Origin of the sequence: Pseudovibrio flavus, from assembly GCF_009711345.1 — a bacterium.
Lineage (GTDB): Bacteria > Pseudomonadota > Alphaproteobacteria > Rhizobiales > Stappiaceae > Pseudovibrio > Pseudovibrio flavus.
In genome coordinates this window covers 46,711-66,988 of the sequence record NZ_SMMA01000048.1, presented here as the reverse complement: position 1 = coordinate 66,988, position 20,278 = coordinate 46,711, and the positions used below count along the sequence as shown (strand labels likewise).

The following is a 20,278-nucleotide window of genomic DNA, read 5'->3' as shown; positions in this document are numbered from 1 at the left end:
AGAGAGGTTTTCCAAAAACTACGAGGATACACTCGTACAAAACCTAACCCAACGACACACCTATAAACCAAACCAAACCAACAAAAACCGCAGAAAACCGCCAAAAATCCAAACTATTAACAAATCAAGAATTTCAACAGGCCGATCTGTGAGGTAAATCACAGGTCCAGAACTATTTCTCCATCAGCCTCTTTCGCTCGTGAACAACAGGTGATGAGTCGATGCTCCCTCTCCTTATTGGACAGAACGAGATCACGGTGTTCGACTGAACCTTCCAGATAGGATGCGGAACAAACCCCACAAATGCCATCGGAACACTTGGTGGGAATGTGAATACCCGCAGACTGAAGAGCATCGGATAGACTTTGATCTTCTGCGACCTGAATGGCATTGCCGGATTTAGCTAGCTTCACGGTAAAGCTGTGGTTCTCATAGGCGCCTTGCTCTGGAACCTTGAAATACTCACGATGCACCTGCTCTTCAGGCCACCCTGCATGCTCGGCTTCATCAAGCACTGCCTGCATGAAGTTTTCCGGACCGCACGTATAGAGATGGGCATCCTTTTGCGGATTTGCAAGGATTGCCGTCAAATCCGCCCGAGAACCCTCTTCCGAAACGTGGATGTGGACCTTATCCGCCCACGGTGCAACTGCCAGCTCATCAAGGAACCCGGCAGTACTACGAGAACGCATTGAATAGTGAAGCGCAAACGACTTACCCAGAACATGTAGACGGTGAGCCATGGCAATCATCGGCGTGATGCCGATACCGCCGCCCATGAGGTAAACGAAGGAAGCCTCTTCATTAAGAGGAAAGTGATTGACCGGCTTAGAGATAAAAATGCGCCGTCCTTCATTGAAGACACGGTGCATGAGCTTGGACCCGCCGCGCCCTTCATCCTCTTTCAATACGCCAAGCACATATTTCGAGTGATCAGCCGGATCGCCCGCCAGCGAGTACTGCCGCAAGAACTCCGGCGCGACAACCACATCCACATGTGCACCTGCTGCGAATGGTGGCAGAACACCATCTTCCGCAACAAGCTCATAACGAGCTACGCCCTCTGCCTGATAGTCCACCTTGGCAATCTTGGCCTTGATGACAGGACTTTCTTCCGAGCTGACACTATATGACGGCACAAGGGTATCACCCTCGCCAGCCTCCAAACGCCTTTTATGCTCACCAGCCGAAATGAGAGACTGGTAGGCTTTAATGCCCGCCTCTCTATCCATCATATAAGGGAACGGATAAGGATGTGGCGCCAAGTCAGCAGGGTAAACGGCGAGCGTCTGATCCTCATATTTAAGGTCCAGATCTTTTTGCAGACCGCGAGCATTGCTCTGTGCTGCAGGAATGTAATGCCCCTCACCACTGGCTTCCAAATCCCACCACCACTTTTTGACCGGATTGATGGAACCGTTGCCCAGCATATCATCCAGCTTCGCCAACATTGGCGCAGCGGATGGCATTGTCATAGCAGCCCACCGGAATGGGGCTTCGGAGAAAATACCCTCCAAGTTCCACGGACAGGTCTTCATACAGCGCCCGCACAAAGAGCCCGCAGGCTGAGCGACGCGATAGCGGGCACATTTTTCTGAATCCGACTTCCAGATTTCATAGCCGTTAAACATCAGCTTCGGGCCAGCGGTAATCGCACCGGACGGACACTCGCGGGCACACTTGTTACAGCTCTCGCAAAAACGCTGCAGCCCGAAGTCAATCGGTTTGTCATAGGTAAACGGCATGTCGGTGGTAACAACGCCGGACTTGAGGCGCGGCCCCAGATAAGGATTGAGGATCACCTCACCGATGCGGCTAACCTCACCCAGCCCTGACAACAACAGAAGCGGCGGCTGCAAAACCTCACCATCGACGGCAGAGTGGCAGCGGGCCGAATATCCCAAGCGGCGGATTTGTTCTGCAACAATGCTGCCTAGAATAGAGGTGCGCAGATAAGCTCGCATGGACTGGGCACCGGAAATCCAGTCATCACCGCTGGCGCCCTCCATCGTCTCATGCCCCTGATCCACCAGAATGGAAATAGCGTTACTGTGATACGGCTCGATTTCCTCGCCGCGCGCATCGTGGGAATAGTAGGCCCACTCTGGGCAGCGGGACAGGCCAACGGCATCCGCCCCTAGGTGATAAAGCGCGGCTTTAATATTGTCGGCGTTCATCTGCGGATCGGTTGCCGATGGATCAACGGTTTCAGCCGCCTCCCCATCCTGCAGCAGGATCATCGCCGCCAGAACACGGCGCGCACAAAAGCCCATCGGGTTTTTGGCAAGGAAGGCACCGTTCTTAGCTGAGTCTTGGAGAGACTTACCCATATCGCCAAAAAGAGCGCGGGCAAACATATCTGTACGCTTGGGAACCCGGGGAACACGTGGCTCATCAATAAAGGTTGTCGGCTCGTCTATACGTTTGAGCTTTTCAAACGGAAACGCTCCAAGATGGTAAGGGCGCTTTTCAAACGGTTTGGCCTGAAACGCACTTTTGAAAGTACCCATACCCAACTGCCACGCAGGCCCGTGAGACCCCCATGTATCGATAAGGGAGCGCGGCGCAAGCGGCTTGTCCTCGGCAAACTCCAGCGTTGTTGTGACTGCAGCCAATGTAAAGCGAGAGCCAATGTAAGGATGGGAAAGCGTTCCATCTGGCAGCACTTCGGCCATACCGGCACTAACAGCCAAGCGGCCTAGATCAATATCGCTCGATGTAGGCGTGTGAGCCCGCGCCTCAACGCCAAGCAAACGAAGATAATTTGCCATAACGACCGCCGCTTCGGACACACGGATTGCGGAGCGTTGATCGTTGGTGCCAGCAATCCACTCGCCGCCGCGCTCATCTACCTCCGGCTCGCGGGGGTGCTCGATCATAAAGACAAGAGCATGGGTATGGTGATCCATCGATCCCAGCTCTTTCTCTGCGCAGTCGCGCACATCCGCCATAATGACATCAATGCCAACGGCCAGCGTTTTGGGCTGGAAACTTTTGAGGTCTTCAGCAAGGCGATCAAGATCAGGATTGCGCAGGCTCTCGGAAAGATGGTGCTCGCTGGCAAGCTTACATGTACCCATCAAGGTCGCATCAAAGAAGTAGCCCGCCGCCTTTAGGTGATTGGCGCGCTCCTTCAAACTCTCAGGAATTACGGAGGGCTTGGCGTTGTGCACGCCGTCACGCACAGCATCAAGAACTGCACCAAATGAGGCCATCGCATTGGACAGGCTGAACTTCTGGTCAGGCTTGGAGTAGGAAAGCCGTTCCATCTCAGGAATTTTGGTGAAATCAACCGGCGCATCCGAGCGCTTCAAGCGCTCCGTCGGATACGGCCCCAAATGGACAGGACGGTTCCGGTAAGAAAACAGACGCATTTACTCCCCCCAAATCACACTGACCACAGCGTCATTAAGCGTTTAAAGGGGCTTTGGAAAATATTGAAGCAAAAATTTGGATTAAAACGAAAGATAAAGACCTAACGATGCGTAATTTTGAAAGATACTACCAAGAGCACTATTCCAGCACCCCTGAGCACACACCCTGCAAGACCAAACGCTCATGAAGGCGAATTACTTCTTCCACGGAAAGACGTCCGCCCTCACGGTACCAGAAGCAAACACCGGTTAGCATGGCAAGAATGGCAAACGCGGTCACTTCAAGGTCCATGTCAGGAAAGAGCCCCTGCTCCACCCCATCCTTCAAAATATCCTGCAAGTTCTTCTCGTAGGATCTACGTCTGGCAACAACCTGCTCTCGAGCGGTATCTCTTAAGGCCCGCAGTTCCATATTCGCAATGAAAACATCACTGCGCCGTTCAACGTGATAGCGAATGTGAAAAGCCACGAAAGCGGCAAGCTGGGTTACCGGCGTATCGCCTTTTTCGTCCAGCGCCTGCCAAGCCGCGATCAGCGCATCCATATGTTCGCTCATCAAGTCGGCAAGCAACTGGTCTTTACTATCGATGTACCGGTAGATCGACCCCGCCTGAAGTCCGACCTCTGCCGCAAGCTGGCGCAGTGTCATTGCCTCAAAGCCGTGATCAACAATTAGCCGCTTGGCCGCTGCCACAATAGCTTTTTGCGTATCTACGCCTACAGAACCTTTTGTGCGCGCCAATTTTGCCACCCGACGCGCACCCTGCGCGCCCCTCAATCAATAGTCGAACCGTGATTGCATCCTAGCAAAGTTGATGTTAGTAATCAAACGTACGTTTGTTTTATTGATGCATTTCACGCATTCCGGTGTCTGGGAGCACTGGCTAGGGAGAGCACACATGTTTTCGTCCAGCATGAACTTCGGCCTCGGCGAAGAGATCGATGCCATTCGCGAGACCGTCTATAAATGGGCGCAGGAAAACCTTGCACCGCGCGCCGCTGAGATCGATGCCAGCAACACTTTCACGCCCGACCTTTGGCCTCAGCTGGGAGAGCTGGGCCTTTTGGGAATTACGGCTGACCCTGAATACGGCGGAAGTGGCCTTGGCTACCTTGCCCACGTTATCGCGGTTGAAGAAATCTCCCGCGCATCTGCTTCCATCGGCTTGTCCTACGGCGCGCACTCTAACCTTTGCGTGAACCAGATCAACCGCCACGGCACGCCAGAGCAGAAGGCAAAGTATCTGCCTAAACTCTGCTCCGGTGAGCATATTGGCGCGCTGGCTATGTCTGAACCAGGCTCCGGTTCCGATGTTGTGTCCATGAAGCTTCGCGCCGAAAAGCGCGGTGACCACTATGTGCTGAACGGCAACAAAATGTGGATCACAAACGGTCCAGATGCCAACACCCTCGTTGTTTACGCCAAGACCGATCCGCAGGCAGGCCCAAAGGGCATTACCGCCTTCATCATTGAAAAGGGTATGGCGGGCTTCAGCACTGCTCAGAAACTCGACAAGCTGGGCATGCGCGGCTCCAACACCTGTGAGCTGGTTTTCGAAGACTGCGAAGTACCGGAAGAAAACGTTCTCGGTCAAGTTGGCGGCGGGGTGCGCGTTCTTATGTCTGGCCTTGACTATGAGCGCGTCGTTCTTTCCGGCGGTCCACTAGGCATTATGGCAGCGGCAATGGATGTTGTGGTGCCTTACGTGCATGAGCGCAAACAGTTTGGCCAGCCGATTGGCGAGTTCCAGCTGATGCAGGGCAAACTGGCGGATATGTACACCACCATGAACGCCTGCCGCTCCTACGTCTATGCGGTAGCCAATGCATGTGACCGCGGCGAAACCACCCGTAAAGATTCCGCTGGCTGCATTCTTTATTCCGCAGAAAAGGCAACCCAGCTCGCACTGGAAGCACTCCAGACCCTTGGTGGCAATGGTTACATCAACGAGTACCCAACCGGTCGCCTAGTACGCGATGCAAAGCTCTATGAAATCGGCGCAGGCACCTCTGAAATTCGCCGCATGCTCATTGGCCGCGAACTCTTCAAGGAAACTGCATAATGACTGTGCTGACCTCCAAGCTTTCTGCTCGTTCGCAAAGTTTCCAGTCTAACCGGCAGGCGCACCTAGAGGCGTTAGAGACCATTCGTGAAGCAAGTGACATTGCTCTTGGCGGAGGCGGCGCAGCTGCGCGTGATCGTCATGTGTCACGCGGTAAAATTCTGCCACGTGAGCGTGTTGCCCGCCTTCTCGACAATGGCTCTCCGTTCTTGGAGGTCGGCCAGTTCGCTGCTCACGAACTGTATGACGGCGCATCGCCAAGTGCTGGCGTTATTGCTGGTGTTGGCCGCGTTGAAGGCCGCGATTGTATGATCGTGGCCAACGACGCCACCGTTAAGGGCGGCACTTACTTTCCAATGACGGTGAAAAAGCACCTTCGGGCGCAGGAAATCGCCGAACAGAACAACCTGCCTTGCGTTTACCTCGTGGATTCCGGCGGCGCGAACCTACCGCAGCAGGACGAGGTATTCCCTGACCGCGACCACTTTGGCCGCATCTTCTTCAATCAGGCGAACATGTCCGCCAAGGGCATTTCCCAGATTGCCGTGGTGATGGGCTCTTGCACAGCAGGCGGTGCGTATGTTCCTGCAATGTGCGATGAATCCATCATTGTAAAAGAACAAGGCACCATCTTCCTTGCTGGCCCTCCACTAGTGAAAGCTGCAACGGGTGAAGTTGTTTCGGCTGAGGACCTAGGCGGCGGTGATGTTCATACCCGCCTTTCCGGCGTGGCAGACCACCTTGCAAATGACGATGCGCACGCGTTGGCTCTTGCCCGCCGCGCTATTGCCAACCTCAACCGCAAGAAGCCGCAGCAGCTTGACCTGCAAACGCCGGAAGATCCGCTTTACGACCCTGAAGAAATTCTCGGCGTTGTACCGGCGGACCTGAAAACCCCATACGACGTGCGCGAAGTCATCGCCCGTGTGGTGGACGGTTCTCGTTTCGATGAGTTTAAAGCCCGCTACGGTACCACACTCGTCACCGGCTTTGCTCATATCCACGGTATGCCTGTGGGCATCATCGCGAACAACGGTATCTTGTTCTCGGAAGCAGCCCTTAAAGGCGCGCACTTCGTTGAACTGTGCTGCCAGCGCAAAATCCCGCTTGTGTTTTTGCAGAACATCACCGGCTTCATGGTCGGCCAGAAGTACGAAGCAGGCGGCATTGCAAAAGACGGCGCAAAGCTTGTAACCGCCGTTGCCTGCGCAAAGGTTCCAAAAATCACCATGCTGATCGGCGGCTCGTTTGGCGCTGGCAACTACGGCATGTGTGGCCGTGCATACTCTCCGCGCTTCCTCTGGACATGGCCAAACTCCCGCATTTCCGTAATGGGCGGCCCTCAAGCGGCTGGCGTTCTGGCAACCGTGCGCCGCGAAGGCATTGAGCGCAAAGGCGGCTCATGGAGTGAAGAGGAAGAGACAGTATTCAAGCAGCCGGTCATCGACCAGTTCGAGGCGCAAGGCCATCCCCTCTATGCTTCAGCCCGCCTGTGGGATGATGGGATTGTAGACCCGCGCAAGACACGGCAAATCCTCGCGCTATCACTCTCGGCAAGCCTGAACGCGCCTATCGAGGATACCCCCTTCGGCATCTTCCGCATGTAAGGGGCCACGAATGTCGATTTGGAATGATGAAGTGATCGATTGGTACGTCGAAAATTTCGGCGACGATGTTTCCAACCAAACGGTCATCGACAATGCCCCGCTACCCGAAACCGCTGATGTTCTCGATATCGGCTGCGGCAACGGTTATGCGCTGCGCCTTGCCTCAAGCAAGGTGAAGGAAGGAACGCTGGTAGGCGTAGAACCGTTTGAGCGGATGCTCGACCATGCCCGCGCTGCCAGCCACGGACACCCTGCCGATGATCGCATTATCTATGCTCGCGGTTCGGCTGAGGACCTGCCTTTCGAGGATGACAAATTTGATGTGGTGATGAGCCTCAATGCCGTTCACCACTGGGCCGACCTTTCCAAAGGCTTTGCAGAAGCCTTTCGCACCTTGAAGGTCGGCGGACAGCTCATAGTGGGCGGCGATGTTTTCGACGTGAACATCGCGCCTGATAGTCAGGATTACACAGAAGTGCTGAAGGCCGCTGGCTTTGAAGAGATTGCCTCAAAGCAGCTGAAAGACAGCGTCTTCTTTATCACGACTGCACGGAAAGGGCCTTAACGTGTTCAGCAAAATTCTTATCGCCAACCGTGGCGAAATTGCATGCCGCATTATCCGCTCCGCCCGCGCTTCGGGCATCAAAACCATTGCGGTCTATTCTGATGCAGATGCTGGCGCTCTGCACGTTGAAATGGCGGATGAAGCCTACAACATCGGCCCTGCACCTGTTGCAGAAAGCTACCTGAAGATTGATCGCATCGTTGAAGTCGCCCTCCAAAGCGGCGCCGAGGCGATCCACCCCGGTTATGGCTTCCTCTCTGAAAATCCGGAGTTCGTGGAGGCTATCACTGCAGCAGGCCTCACCTTCATTGGCCCGCCCGCCAGTGCTATTCGCGCTATGGGCCTAAAGGACGCTGCAAAGAAGCTGATGGAAAGTTCCGGCGTTCCAGTGGTGCCGGGCTATCACGGCGAAAATCAGGACGCTGCGTTCTTGAAAGAACAGGCAGACCAGATCGGCTACCCTGTCCTCATCAAGGCCCGCGCAGGCGGCGGCGGTAAAGGCATGCGCCGTGTTGACGAACCAGCTTCCTTCCTCGCCGCCCTTGAAGGCGCCCAGCGTGAAGGCGCTTCCAGCTTCGGCGATGATGCGGTTCTGATTGAAAAGTACATTTCCTCCCCGCGCCACATCGAGGTACAGGTCTTCGCAGACAGCCACGGCAATGCGGTCCATCTTTTCGAGCGCGATTGCTCGCTTCAGCGTCGCCACCAGAAGGTGATCGAAGAAGCGCCAGCACCGGGCATGAGCGAGGAAATGCGCGCAGCCATGGGTGATGCTGCTGTGAAAGCTGCCCTCGCCGTTGGTTATCAGGGCGCAGGTACGGTTGAGTTCATCGTTGATGGTTCAGATGGTCTCAGACCAGATCGCTTCTGGTTCATGGAGATGAATACCCGCTTGCAGGTGGAGCATCCGGTAACCGAAGCCATTACAGGGGAAGACCTTGTTTCATGGCAGTTCTCCGTTGCCTCCAGCAAACCACTGCCAAAACGGCAAGATGAACTCACCATCAAGGGCCATTCCTTTGAAGCGCGTGTTTATGCAGAAGATGCCGAGGCAGGCTTCCTGCCAGCAACCGGCACCTTGAGCAAACTCAAGCTTCCAAAGAACTTCGCCCGCGTTGATACAGGTGTGCGAGCTGGTGACACCATCACCCCGTTCTATGACCCAATGATCGCAAAGGTGATCGTTCACGCCGAAGATCGTGAGCAGGCTCTCATCAAACTCACCACAGCGCTTGAGAAGAGCTACGCGGCAGGAACCATTACCAACATTCCGTTCTTGCACCGCCTTGTCCAACAACCAGACTTTGTCGCGGGAAATATGGACACCCTTCTGATCGACCGCGAGATCGACAGCCTGTGTGCCCCTACTCCGCCGTCCAGCATGGTCATCGCCATTGCCGCGCTTGTTGACCTTGGTTTTGCACGCAAAGCACCGGCAAGCACAGACCCTTGGGATACCCTCGCCAACTGGCGCAGCTGGGATGAAGCCCGTCAGTTTTCCAAGCTCGCCTTCAAGGGCGTGGCAACCACAGCTGCAGTCTCTTCAAAAGACAATAACACCGTGACCGTGACCCTGCCTGAAGAGGAACTAACCATGCAGATTATCAAAGCCGACGAAACTGCTTTGAAGGTCCTTGCGAATGGTAAAACCAGCATCTGGCGCTATGTGGAAGACGCCGGAGCTATCACGGTCTATGCAGCAGGCCAGAATTGGCGCATTGAAAAGAACGACCCTCTTCGCAGCGAGGAAGAAGGCAGCGCCGCTGGCAACGCTATCTTTGCTCCAATGCCGGGTCAGGTAAGAGCCATCAACTGCGCTGTTGGCGATGAGGTCGCAGAAGGCGATACACTCATCATCACAGAAGCCATGAAGATGGAGCACAGCTTAACGGCCCCGCGTAGCGGTGTAGTGTCGGAGCTGCTGGCAACCATTGGCGACCAGATCGAAGAAGGTGCTCTCCTGCTTTCCTTGGAAGAGGCTTGATGCATGCTTCCTAGAAAAGACAGCTACGAGGAAATTTGCGAGGCCTTCGAGTGGCAAATACCCGAGCATTTCAACATCGGCACCGATATCTGCGATAAATGGGCGGATATTGAGCCGGATCGTGAAGCGCTGGTGTTTGTGCGAGAAGATGAACCGACAGACACCTACAGCTTTGGTCAGCTAAAGGCGCTATCAAACCGCCTTGCCAATTACCTGACTTCTAACGGCGTTGAGCAAGGAGACCGTATCGGCATCCTACTGCCTCAAGCCCCGCAAACGCTTACTGGACATATCGCGGCCCACAAAATGGGCGCGATCTCCATTCCTCTATTTGCCCTGTTTGGCGAGGAGGCGCTCCACTACCGCCTCGAGAACTCAGGCGCGCGGGTACTCATCACCAATGATGATGGCGCACGCAAACTGGAACAACTGCGCGACAAGCTTCCTGACCTTCAGCTCATCATAAATATCGATGGCGGCAGCTTCGGCTGTGTTTCCTTTGATGAAGCCATTAGCGAGCAATCAGAGAACTTTGAGCCGGTAAACACCAAGGCAGATCATCCTGCTCTGATCATCTACACTTCCGGTACAACCGGTCAGCCTAAAGGGGCTCTGCACGCCCACCGCACGCTGCTAGGTCATCTACCGGGTGTAGAGCTACCGCATAACATGTTCCCGCAGGAGGGCGACCGGTTCTGGACCCCTGCCGATTGGGCATGGATTGGCGGCTTGCTGGATGTTCTCTTTCCCTCCCTTCACCACGGCATTCCGGTTGTTGCGTGCCGCTTCAAGAAGTTTACCGGAGAGGCTGCCTTTAAGCTGCTGGCGGAGCAGAAAATCCGCAATGCCTTCATTCCGCCAACCGCGCTTAAACTGATGCGGCAGGTGGAAGAACCGCAGACCCGTTGGGACTATCGCCTGCGCTCTATCGGCAGTGGTGGTGAAACCTTGGGGGCGGAACTGCTTGACTGGGGCCGCAAAACCTTTGGTCTCACCATCAACGAGTTCTACGGCCAGACGGAATGTAATCTGTGCGTTGCCACCAATGCGGACATGATGGGCTCACGTGGCGGTTACATGGGTAAAGCGGTGCCGGGCTTTCAGGTTGATATCGTCGATGACACGGGCATTCCGGTTTCCAATGGAACGCTTGGAAACATAGGCATCAAAAAGCCGGTGCCGGATATGTTCCTTGAATACTGGAAGAACCCAGAAGCAACCGCCAAAAAATACTGCGGCGATTATCTCATGACTGGCGACCAAGGCATCAAAGAGGATGATGGCTGGATTCGTTTCGTCGGCCGCGACGATGATGTCATTACCTCGGCGGGATACCGCATTGGCCCCGGAGAGATCGAAGACTTCCTGCTCAAGCATGATGCCGTGGCCATGGCTGGCGTTATCGGCAAGCCGGACAAGGTGCGTACGGAGATCGTCAAAGCCTATGTGGTGCTGAAAGAGGCGGTGGAGCCATCCGTTCAGCTCGCAGAGGAACTGGCGCAGTTCGTCAAGACGGGCTTGGCAGCACACGAATACCCGCGCGAGGTCGAGTTCGTGGATGCGCTGCCAATGACCACCACCGGAAAAGTAATCCGTAGGGAGCTTCGTGAGCAGGCTAAAAGGGAGCTGGGAGACACGTGAGCAAGCATCTAACGATTTTCGAAATGGGGCCTCGGGACGGACTTCAGAACGAAAAGGTCCATATTCCTACCGCAGACAAGATCGCTCTTGTGAACCTGCTCACAGATGCTGGCTTTCAAAAGATTGAAACAGCCAGTTTTGTATCCCCCAAATGGGTGCCGCAAATGGCTGACGGGGCAGATGTACTTGCGGGCATCTCACGAAAGCCGGGTACCAAGTACACAGCGCTCACCCCTAACATGAAGGGCTACGAGCGCGCCAAAACCGCAAACGCTGATGAAGTGGCAATCTTCGGCTCGGCTTCTGAAGGCTTTTCTCAGGCAAACATCAACTGCTCGATCGCAGAGAGCATTGACCGCTTCAAACCAATCGTTGAAGCAGCAAAGGTTGATGGCATTCCTGTTCGTGGTTACGTCTCGTGCATTATCGCCTGCCCTTATGATGGCCCGACCGATCCGGAGCAAGTTATCGCCACCAGCCAGATGCTGCTGGATCTCGGCTGCTATGAGGTCTCGCTGGGTGACACCATTGGGGCAGGAACGCCGGAGAACACGAAACGTCTGCTGGACGCCATGACCAAAGTCATTCCTGCGGACAAGCTGGCGGGCCACTTCCATGACACCCATAACACCGCTCTTGCCAACATCGAAACGGCAATCAGCTACGGCGTCACCACGTTTGATGCTGCCGTTGGCGGCTTGGGCGGCTGCCCATACGCACCGGGCGCAAAGGGTAACGTCAACACGCTGGAAGTCGCCCAGTTGGCAGAGCGCCTCGGCTTTGAAACCGGCCTTGAACTTGCCAAAGTGGAAGAAGCACAGAAATTTATTCTCGACCTGAAACAGGTACTTGCATGACCTACGAAACAATCCAAGTAGAACGCAGCGCCAACGGTATCACCACTATCACGCTGAACCGCCCTGAAAAGCACAATGCAATGAACGCATTGATGATGGACGAGTTGTGCAACGCTGCCGAAACGCTCGATCAAGATGACAAAACCCGCGTTGTTATTCTGGCAGCCTCGGGCGAGACCTTCTGTGCAGGCGGAGACCTGCGCTGGATGCAGGCGCAGGCTGAAGAAGACCGCAATGGCAAAATGAAAGAAGCCAGCCGCCTTGCAGGAATGCTGAAGCGACTGGATGCAATGAAAAAGCCGCTCATTGCCCGCGTTCACGGCAACGCTTTTGGCGGCGGCATCGGCCTTTTGAGTGTTTGCGATATCGTCGTGGCATCAAGCGGTTTGAAGTTCGCTCTTACCGAAACGCGCCTTGGGCTTATTCCAGCAACCATCGGACCTTATGTCGTGCGCCGTATGGGCGAAGGCAAAGCCCGTCAGGTCTTCATGAACGCGAAAGTCTTCGACACAGAGCGCGCCCATGACCTTGGCCTTGTTTCCATCGTTGCTGATCCGCAAGCTCTGGAACACGCCGTTCTGGCTGAAGCGAAAGCCTTCTTCGCCTGCGCACCGGGCGCTGTTGCTGATGCCAAAGCTCTTTGCCAACACCTTGCGCGAACGCAGCCTGAAGGCCAGATCGAGCACAGCATCAATATGCTGGCAGATAGATGGGAAAGCGAAGAAGCGCAAAATGGAATCTCTGCGTTCTTTGGCAAAAGAAAACCGGATTGGCAGCTATAACGCGTGTATCCCATAAAAATACAGCTCTATCCGGCTTAAGTCAGCCGAAATGCCTTCTTCAGAAAAGCACTTCAAATTCACAGAATGATGCAGTAAAAGGCTCCTGTTTTTAAGGGGCGGCGCTCTCGGCACCATTTAAAATGGTATAGCACGCCTTGCCCCTTTTCCCTTTTCTACGGCTCTGTTAGGTATGGCCGATACATATCTGGTAATTCGGTTCCTAAGTGGCTTCTTCCCAACTCACCCTTCATACGCTGTTCTTTATAGGTGCTGTTGTTCTACTCAACGCCATTGGCGCAGGGTTGATAATTCCCGTCACACCAGAATTGGTTGCAACGCTAGCGCATTCCAACATTTCTGATGCCGCAGCTTGGGGCGGGTATATCGCCGCAATCTACGCCGTCATGCAGTTTCTGTTCGGGCCTGCCATGGGTGCACTGTCAGACCGCTGGGGCCGACGACCCATCCTGCTGATCTCACTAGCAATTCTCGCTCTGGATTATCTGGTGATGACGTTCGCGCAGAGCCTATGGGTGCTGTTTACGGGGCGCCTGCTTGCCGGTATCGCCAGCGCTACCTACGCAACGGCCTATGCAAGCATCTCGGATATTTCGCAGAACGGACAAAGAGCGACACGCTTTGGTATGGTTGGCGCGCTGATTGGATTAGGCTTCGTTATCGGGCCTGCCATCGGCGGTTTACTGGCGACATTCGGCCTGCGCGTACCGTTCTACATCGCCGCTGTCCTCCTAAGCCTCACACTCACTTACGGCCTGTTCTACCTGCCGGAGACATTAGCAAAAGAAAATAGACGGCCTATTGAATGGAAGAGAGCAAACCCCATAGGTGCGGCCGCCCAAGTACTTAAAACGCCAGTGCTTCACTGGTTTTTTGGCGCCTTGATCCTCTTCCACTTTGCAAACTTCGTTTATCCAGCCGTTTGGCCGTACTTCACTATCGAAGCGCTGAACTGGACTACAACGCAGGTGGGCCTATCCCTGGCAATTGTCGGCATTGGCTTTTCTGGCGTAAAAGGCGGCTTGATCCGGTGGGCCGTGCCTCGTCATGGTGAGGCGAAAACTGCACTGTTTGGCTTTGCTTTCGGCATCGTAGCCATGATTGGTTTTGCCTTTGCCTCGACCACTCTTTCTGTCGTCGTGCTGCTTCCGCTGTCTGCGCTTGGCGCTCTCATCCCGCCATCCATTACGGCGCTGATGTGCAACCTCGTGCCAGATGACAGACAAGGTGAGCTACAAGGTGCCCTCACCTCTGTGATGGGGCTGACACTTGTTCTCTCGACATTGATGATGACGCAGCTGTTTACATTCTACACAAACGGCGCAACGACCGTCTATTTCCCTGGCGCACCGTTCCTGCTGGCGGCGGTTTTGATGGTATCCGCGCTGCTTCCGTTCGTCATCGGGCTAAAGAAGGCGAAGAGGAAAGCTGCTGCACTGGCTATCGCCAATGCGTAGCGATGCGTAGACGCACTTCCTTTTCCATTGCTTGCCGCAATTGTAACTCTGAAAGCAGATGCATGGCCGCCCGCTTACCGTCATCGGTGGAGGCACTATGATAGGCTCTGTACGCTTCCCTAACTGCAGCGCTTAACTGCACTTCTCGCGGCAACACGCCGTTATCCGTCATAATGCGATAACCGGTTGGCTCGGTGGGGTTCACCTTTCATAGGAAGTGCGGGCAGGTAACGGCTTGCCCTGCCCTTTAAGATTGTCCAGTTTGCCTTGGGATTTGGCTGTCTGGATTTACTGCTCTGCCAACCATTCAAAGCTCATTGAGATCCGTCCTTCTCGCTGAGCACTCAGAATGGCCCGAACCCTATTTGTTTGCAAGGTTTGCGCGCGCGTCCTTTTCTGCACTGAGCTGCATCTGCAAGTCGCTCAAACGCTGCATTGCTTCGCGTTTTGCATCGCCCTCGGCGGCATTAAATGCGCGCAGCGCCTCGGCAATCTGCTTCTTCAGATCTTCCTCACGCTTCAAGCTTCCTGCATCAGAAGCAGCGCTGTAACCCATTGCCTGCGTTGCAGACTTAACGCCCAAACCGTAGCGGCGGGGGATAGCTTTACCCTCACCGGAAAGATTTTTCAGCTCACCGCGAGACTGAGCCATATTGATCTGACGTTCGATAAGTTTGTCGAACATATGCTGAGCGTCCTCTGTTTGGCCGCGTAACACCGCGGTTCTCATATTCATCTCCAATATAGAGATAGAGTTAGACGCGTATAAGGCGAGGAGGCGCAATGTCGCGGCTGCGCCTCTTCATACTGACTGGATCCCGCGTCTAAGCGCGGGATGACTGTGTTTCAATATTGAGCCACGTGCCGTTCAAATGAGGAATTTGGCGCGACGCTCCAATTAGCGATACCAATACCAAACCGTCATCAAATACCGAAAATCTCAAGTATACACCACGACAATGCTAGCATTATCTCCAGCCATAGCGAATGGCCCTTGCCAGTTGTGGTCCCACTGCGCAGTTACAGGATTCCATGTAAGGGCCAATTCACCAGTGCCCCCTCCTGTTGGGGTGGCGTAAACAAAATAGTTCATACCTGCCTGCATTTGGCCGACGTTCTCAGACGCATTTGATTCCAGCGTACGGTTGCAAATTTGAATTGCAGTGGCGTCACCTCCGCCCGCTTCATGAACCTTGAACGTAACTTCACCCGCATTACTGTTTTGAACCGACAGTTCCATCGTTATTCTCCTACTTTTAACTCTTGTTTGTGCGATTAGGAGACGTTGGAGGTTAGTGTTGTGTGACTTCCCTTCAGAACTGTCCTTAATGCAAAGTTTCTCCTTTAGGGCGCAAACGACGAAAAAAGCCGGTCCCCATGGGAACCGGCTTCTTAATGCGTGTTCTAAAATTGAACCTTAGCCACCAAAGTCATCAAGCATGATGTCTTCGCGGTCTACGCCCAGATCAATCAGCATGTTGATCACGGACTGGTTCATGATTGGAGGACCACACATGTAGTACTCGCAATCTTCTGGCGCGGCGTGGTCCTTAAGGTACTCGTTGTAGAGTACGTTATGGATGAAGCCGGTGTAGCCATCCCAATCATCATCGGGTTGAGGATCGGAAAGCGCTACGTGCCATGTGAAGTTCGGGTTTTCTTTCGCCAGCGTTTCGAAATCTTCCACGTAGAACATTTCGCGCTTGGAGCGCGCACCGTACCAGAAGGTTACCTTACGCTTGGTCGCAAGACGGCGAAGCTGGTCGAAGATGTGCGAGCGCATAGGAGCCATACCTGCGCCGCCGCCAACAAACACCATTTCCTTATCGGTATCGCGTGCGAAGAACTCACCAAACGGACCGGAGATCGTTACCTTGTCACCTTCTTTGAGGTTGAAGATGTAAGAGGACATCAGACCCGGCAGGATACCTTGGGAACCAGGAGGCGGCGTAGCGATACGCACGTTGAGCATGATGATGCCCTTTTCCTCCGGATAGTTCGCCATGGAGTAAGCGCGAACGACAGGAACATCGCTCTTTGCTTCAATATCCCACAGCTTGAACTTGTCCCAGTCCTCACGATATTCCTCGGCAACGTCGAACTCCTTGAAGGAGTGCTTGTATGGAGGACATTCGATCTGGATGTAACCACCAGCGCGGAAGTTCACGTTCTCGCCTGCAGGCAGTTCCAGAACCAGTTCCTTAATGAAGGTCGCAACGTTGTCGTTGGAGCGAACAGTACACTCCCATTTTTTCACGCCGAACACTTCTTCAGGCACTTCGATCTTCATGTCCTGCTTAACAGCAACCTGACAGGAAAGACGCTCACCGCAGCGCGCTTCGCGCTTGGTGATGTGGCTTTCCTCGGTCGGCAGAATGGAACCGCCTCCTTCGTGCACTTTCACGCGGCACTGGGCACAGGTACCACCACCGCCACAAGCGGAGGATACAAAGATTTTCTGGTCCGCCAACGCGCCGAGAAGCTTACCACCGGCAGGAACCGAAATGGTCTTCTCGCCGTTGATCTCGATGCTGACGTTACCGGAAGAAACCAGCTTGCTGCGGGCAACAAGAATGATAACAACCAGAGCCAGAACGATAAGGGTGAAGAGTGTAATACCCGATGCAAAATCAGCCATCTAATCGCCTCCCTTACAGTTTCACGCCGGAGAACGCCATGAAGCCCATGGCCATCAAACCAGCGGTGATGAAGGTGATGCCAAGACCCTGCAATCCATCAGGAACGTCAGAGTATTTCAGCTTTTCACGCACACCAGCCATTGCGGTAATTGCCAGCGCCCAGCCGATACCAGAAGAGATACCGTAGACGGTGGATTCAGCGAAGTTGTAGTCACGCTCAACCATGAACAGGGAACCACCAAGGATCGCGCAGTTCACGGTGATCAGCGGCAGGAAGATACCCAGCGCGTTGTAGAGCGCAGGGAAGAACTTATCGAGGATCATTTCCAAGATCTGAACCATCGCCGCGATAACGCCGATGTAGGAAATCAGACCAAGGAAGCGCAGATCCACGCCTTCCAGACCAGCCCAGGAAAGAGCGCCTTCATTGAGAAGGTAAGTGTAGAGCAGGTTGTTCACCGGAACGGTAATCGCCTGAACCACAACAACCGAGATACCAAGACCGAGCGCTGTCTCGACCTTCTTGGAAACGGCAAGGAAGGTACACATGCCGAGGAAGAAGGAGAGCGCAAGGTTCTCGATAAAGATCGCTTTAACGAAGAGAGATACCAAACCTTCCATGATTAGTGACCTCCCTCTGCTTCCATGATTTTAAAGTCGCGCGCTTCAACCTGTGCAGGCTTCCAAGTACGGAATGCCCAGATCAGCAGGCCAATAACGAAGAACGCAGATGGTGGCAGCAACAGCAGACCGTTAGGCACATACCAGCCGCCGTTGTTTACGGTTTGCAGGATCTGCACGCCGAACAGGGAACCGGTGCCGAACAACTCGCGAATAACGCCAACCAGCAGAAGGATCAAAGAGTAGCCAAGACCGTTACCGATACCGTCGATGAAGGACGGGATTGGAGGGTTTTTCATGGCGAACGCTTCTGCGCGGCCCATCACGATACAGTTGGTGATGATCAGGCCAACGAAAACGGAAAGCGTTTTGGAAATCTCATAGAGATAGGCTTTCAGAATCTGGTCAACGAGGATCACCAAGGAGGCGATAATTACCATCTGCACGATAATGCGGATGGAGGAAGGGATCTGGTTACGAATGCAGGAGATGAAGAAGTTGGAAAGCGCGGTAACCGAAGTCACAGCCAGCGCCATCACCATCGCCACCTGCAGGGAGCTTGTTACCGCCAATGCGGAACAGATGCCCAGAACCTGAAGGGTAATCGGGTTGTTGTCGACGAGCGGGTCGAGCAACATCTCTTTTTTGCTCTCAGCCATTAGGCATCTCCGTTCTTCAGGTTTTCAAGGAATGGCTTGAAGCCCTGCTCACCCATCCAGAACTTGATAAGATTATCAACGCCGACGGAAGTGAGGGTTGCGCCTGCAAGCGCATCAATGTGGTGAACGCCGCTACCTGCTTTATTCACGCCGATTGCTACATCGCCATCAAGGTCATAAACCTGCTTGCCCGGCCACAGGGCCATCCATTTCGGGTTATCAACTTCAGCGCCAAGACCCGGAGTTTCAGCGTGCTCGTAGAAACGGAACGCGGATACTTCATTGCCATCAGCATTAAGAGCGATAAAGCCGTAAAGGGTGGACCAAAGACCGTAGCCATGAACCGGCAGGATAATGCGGGTGATTTTGCCAGCATCGTCGCGCAGCAAGTACACGGAAGCCACTTTTGCCTGATTGCGAATAGACGCGATGTCGTTCGCAGGCTCAAAGCTCATGGAAGGATCTTTTGCAGCGGTGCGCTGGTCGTAGGTGTTCACATCGTAAGCGTCGGTAAACTTACCGGTCTGCATGTCGACAAGACGTGGTTCGATTTTCTCGAACGCCTTGGCAACATCAACGCCCGGCTCGTACAAACCAGCCACTTTAAGAATGTTGACCTTCTTATCCAGCACCTTGTTGAGCTGCTGCTGAGGCTTGAGCATTACGGCTGCGCCCGACACGATCATCGAACAGAACAAGCAAAGCACAACAGCAACAGTGATAGTGCGCGGAGCAGAATCGAGCGGCATAGCTTTAAAGCGTGCCAGAAGACCCTGCTTCTGTGGGTTCATTTCTTGAGAATTAGGCATGGCGCTTCATCCTCCGGCTGATGTTGGCTTTGACCACGTAGTAGTCGATGAGAGGCGCGAAGATGTTGCCGAACAGAATGGCGAGCATCATGCCCTCTGGGAATGCAGGGTTCACCACGCGGATGAGGATACACATCACGCCGATCAGCGCGCCGTAAATCCAGCGACCTTTGTTGGTCATCGCAGCTGTTACCGGCTCGGTTACCATGAACACCAGACCGAACATGAAACCGCCGGTTACAAGGTGCCAGTACCAAGGCATCGCAAACATCGGGTTGGTGTCAGAACCAACGATGTTGAACAGCGTGGACAGGCCGATCATACCGATCAAACAGCCTAAGATCAGACGGTAGTTCGCAATGCGGGCAGCCACGAGGAACACACCGCCAATGGCAATCGCCACAACGGAGGTTTCACCGATAGAGCCCTGAATGGTGCCAAGGAAAGAGCTGGTCCAAGTGATGCCCTGAGCTGCAAGACCCTGAAGACCTTCAGCAGCTGCTACACCCAGCGCAGTTGCGCCAGAGAAGCCATCAACCGGTGTCCAAACGGTATCGCCGGACATGGACGCAGGATAGGCAAAGTAAAGGAACGCACGACCAACCAGCGCCGGGTTGAGGAAGTTCTTACCAGTACCGCCAAACACTTCCTTACCGATGATCACACCGAACGCAATACCAAGGCCGACCTGCCACAAAGGCGTGCTGGCTGGCAAAATGAGGGTGTAAAGCATGGAGGAAACGAAGAAGCCTTCGTTCACTTCGTGACCACGGACCGTTGCAAACGTCACCTCGATCACACCACCCACAGCAAGCGTCGTGATGTAGATAGGCAGGAAGTACAACAGGCCGTGAACGACGTTGGCAAAGATGCTGTCCGGATTAAATCCGATACCTAGGGTAGACAGAATCCATGCACGCCAGCCCGGAACAACGTCCAGACCCATCGCTGCGATTGCAGAGTTGGTCTGATAACCGGTGTTGTAAAGGCCGAAGAGAATAGCAGGAATGGTTGCCAGAACCACATAGGTCATGACGCGCTTAAGGTCAGCGTGGTCACGCGCATGCGGTGCAGCGCTTGTTACAGTCTTGGGAGTGTAAACAAGCGTGTCGACCATTTCGTAGATCGGATAGTACTTTTCGTACTTGCCGCCCTTTTCAAAGAGCGGCGCATATTTATCAAATTGATTGCGCAAGCCCACG

At 54.2% G+C, this 20,278-nt stretch carries 18 protein-coding genes; 8 read left to right on the top strand and 10 right to left on the bottom strand.

The window, feature by feature from the left end:
* Positions 1-158 precede the first annotated feature (158 nt).
* A complete protein-coding gene (locus E1162_RS02290; protein ID WP_155126184.1) occupies positions 159-3,374 on the bottom strand; it encodes a reductive dehalogenase in 3,216 nt (1,071 codons plus the stop codon).
* Between the two features lie 139 nt (positions 3,375-3,513).
* Positions 3,514-4,116 carry a TetR/AcrR family transcriptional regulator gene (locus E1162_RS02285; RefSeq protein WP_155126182.1) on the bottom strand — a complete coding sequence of 201 codons (603 nt, stop codon included), beginning with the start codon at positions 4,114-4,116 and terminating at the stop codon, positions 3,514-3,516.
* Positions 4,117-4,288: 172 nt separating this feature from the next.
* On the opposite strand from E1162_RS02285, the gene E1162_RS02280 reads away from it, so the two are divergent.
* From E1162_RS02280 to E1162_RS02245, 8 genes are all read left to right on the top strand, one after another.
* Entirely contained in the window at positions 4,289-5,437 is a 1,149-nt protein-coding gene (locus E1162_RS02280; RefSeq protein ID WP_503328167.1) for an isovaleryl-CoA dehydrogenase, read from the top strand.
* On the top strand, positions 5,437-7,044 hold the full coding sequence (locus tag E1162_RS02275; protein WP_155126178.1) for a carboxyl transferase domain-containing protein: 1,608 nt from the start codon (positions 5,437-5,439) through the stop codon (positions 7,042-7,044). The genes E1162_RS02280 and E1162_RS02275 overlap by 1 nt, the downstream gene beginning before the upstream one ends.
* A 10-nt stretch (positions 7,045-7,054) precedes the next feature.
* A complete protein-coding gene (locus E1162_RS02270; protein WP_155126176.1) occupies positions 7,055-7,609 on the top strand; it encodes a class I SAM-dependent methyltransferase in 555 nt (184 codons plus the stop codon).
* Between the two features lies 1 nt (position 7,610).
* Positions 7,611-9,593 carry an acetyl/propionyl/methylcrotonyl-CoA carboxylase subunit alpha gene (locus E1162_RS02265; protein WP_371311769.1) on the top strand — a complete coding sequence of 661 codons (1,983 nt, stop codon included), beginning with the start codon at positions 7,611-7,613 and terminating at the stop codon, positions 9,591-9,593.
* A gap of 3 nt (positions 9,594-9,596) precedes the next feature.
* Complete coding sequence (locus tag E1162_RS02260) at positions 9,597-11,234, top strand: acyl-CoA synthetase (RefSeq protein ID WP_155126172.1); 1,638 nt, start codon at positions 9,597-9,599, stop codon at positions 11,232-11,234.
* Positions 11,231-12,091: a hydroxymethylglutaryl-CoA lyase gene (locus E1162_RS02255; protein ID WP_371311768.1), complete on the top strand. Its 861-nt coding sequence runs from the start codon at positions 11,231-11,233 to the stop codon at positions 12,089-12,091. Before E1162_RS02260 ends, E1162_RS02255 begins: the two co-directional genes overlap by 4 nt.
* Positions 12,088-12,873 (top strand): crotonase/enoyl-CoA hydratase family protein, encoded by a 786-nt coding sequence (locus tag E1162_RS02250; RefSeq protein WP_155126170.1) that lies wholly within the window; start codon positions 12,088-12,090, stop codon positions 12,871-12,873. Before E1162_RS02255 ends, E1162_RS02250 begins: the two co-directional genes overlap by 4 nt.
* A 224-nt stretch (positions 12,874-13,097) precedes the next feature.
* A complete protein-coding gene (locus E1162_RS02245) occupies positions 13,098-14,348 on the top strand; it encodes an MFS transporter (RefSeq protein WP_371311767.1) in 1,251 nt (416 codons plus the stop codon).
* 201 nt (positions 14,349-14,549) lie between these two features.
* Here the strand turns inward: E1162_RS02245 and E1162_RS19745 are convergent, their stop codons facing one another.
* The 8 genes from E1162_RS19745 to E1162_RS02205 all read right to left on the bottom strand — a co-directional run bounded on the left by E1162_RS19745 (position 14,550) and on the right by E1162_RS02205 (position 20,277).
* Positions 14,550-14,636: a DnaJ family domain-containing protein gene (locus E1162_RS19745; RefSeq protein WP_371311770.1), complete on the bottom strand. Its 87-nt coding sequence runs from the start codon at positions 14,634-14,636 to the stop codon at positions 14,550-14,552.
* A 73-nt stretch (positions 14,637-14,709) separates the two neighbouring features.
* Entirely contained in the window at positions 14,710-15,033 is a 324-nt protein-coding gene (locus E1162_RS02235; protein ID WP_257098589.1) for a DnaJ family domain-containing protein, read from the bottom strand.
* A gap of 255 nt (positions 15,034-15,288) precedes the next feature.
* Complete coding sequence (locus E1162_RS02230) at positions 15,289-15,588, bottom strand: hypothetical protein (protein ID WP_155126166.1); 300 nt, start codon at positions 15,586-15,588, stop codon at positions 15,289-15,291.
* 177 nt (positions 15,589-15,765) lie between these two features.
* Entirely contained in the window at positions 15,766-16,986 is a 1,221-nt protein-coding gene (gene nqrF / locus E1162_RS02225; protein WP_155126164.1) for an NADH:ubiquinone reductase (Na(+)-transporting) subunit F, read from the bottom strand.
* Positions 16,987-16,999: 13 nt separating this feature from the next.
* Complete coding sequence (gene nqrE, locus E1162_RS02220) at positions 17,000-17,608, bottom strand: NADH:ubiquinone reductase (Na(+)-transporting) subunit E (RefSeq protein ID WP_155126162.1); 609 nt, start codon at positions 17,606-17,608, stop codon at positions 17,000-17,002.
* A gap of 2 nt (positions 17,609-17,610) precedes the next feature.
* Positions 17,611-18,267: an NADH:ubiquinone reductase (Na(+)-transporting) subunit D gene (locus E1162_RS02215; RefSeq protein ID WP_155126160.1), complete on the bottom strand. Its 657-nt coding sequence runs from the start codon at positions 18,265-18,267 to the stop codon at positions 17,611-17,613.
* The gene (locus E1162_RS02210; protein WP_257098588.1) at positions 18,267-19,076 is read right to left on the bottom strand and encodes a Na(+)-translocating NADH-quinone reductase subunit C; all 810 of its coding nucleotides are present in this window, start codon (positions 19,074-19,076) and stop codon (positions 18,267-18,269) included. The genes E1162_RS02215 and E1162_RS02210 overlap by 1 nt, the downstream gene beginning before the upstream one ends.
* A complete protein-coding gene (locus tag E1162_RS02205; RefSeq protein WP_371311766.1) occupies positions 19,069-20,277 on the bottom strand; it encodes an NADH:ubiquinone reductase (Na(+)-transporting) subunit B in 1,209 nt (402 codons plus the stop codon). The genes E1162_RS02210 and E1162_RS02205 overlap by 8 nt, the downstream gene beginning before the upstream one ends.
* Position 20,278: the final 1 nt, after the last annotated feature.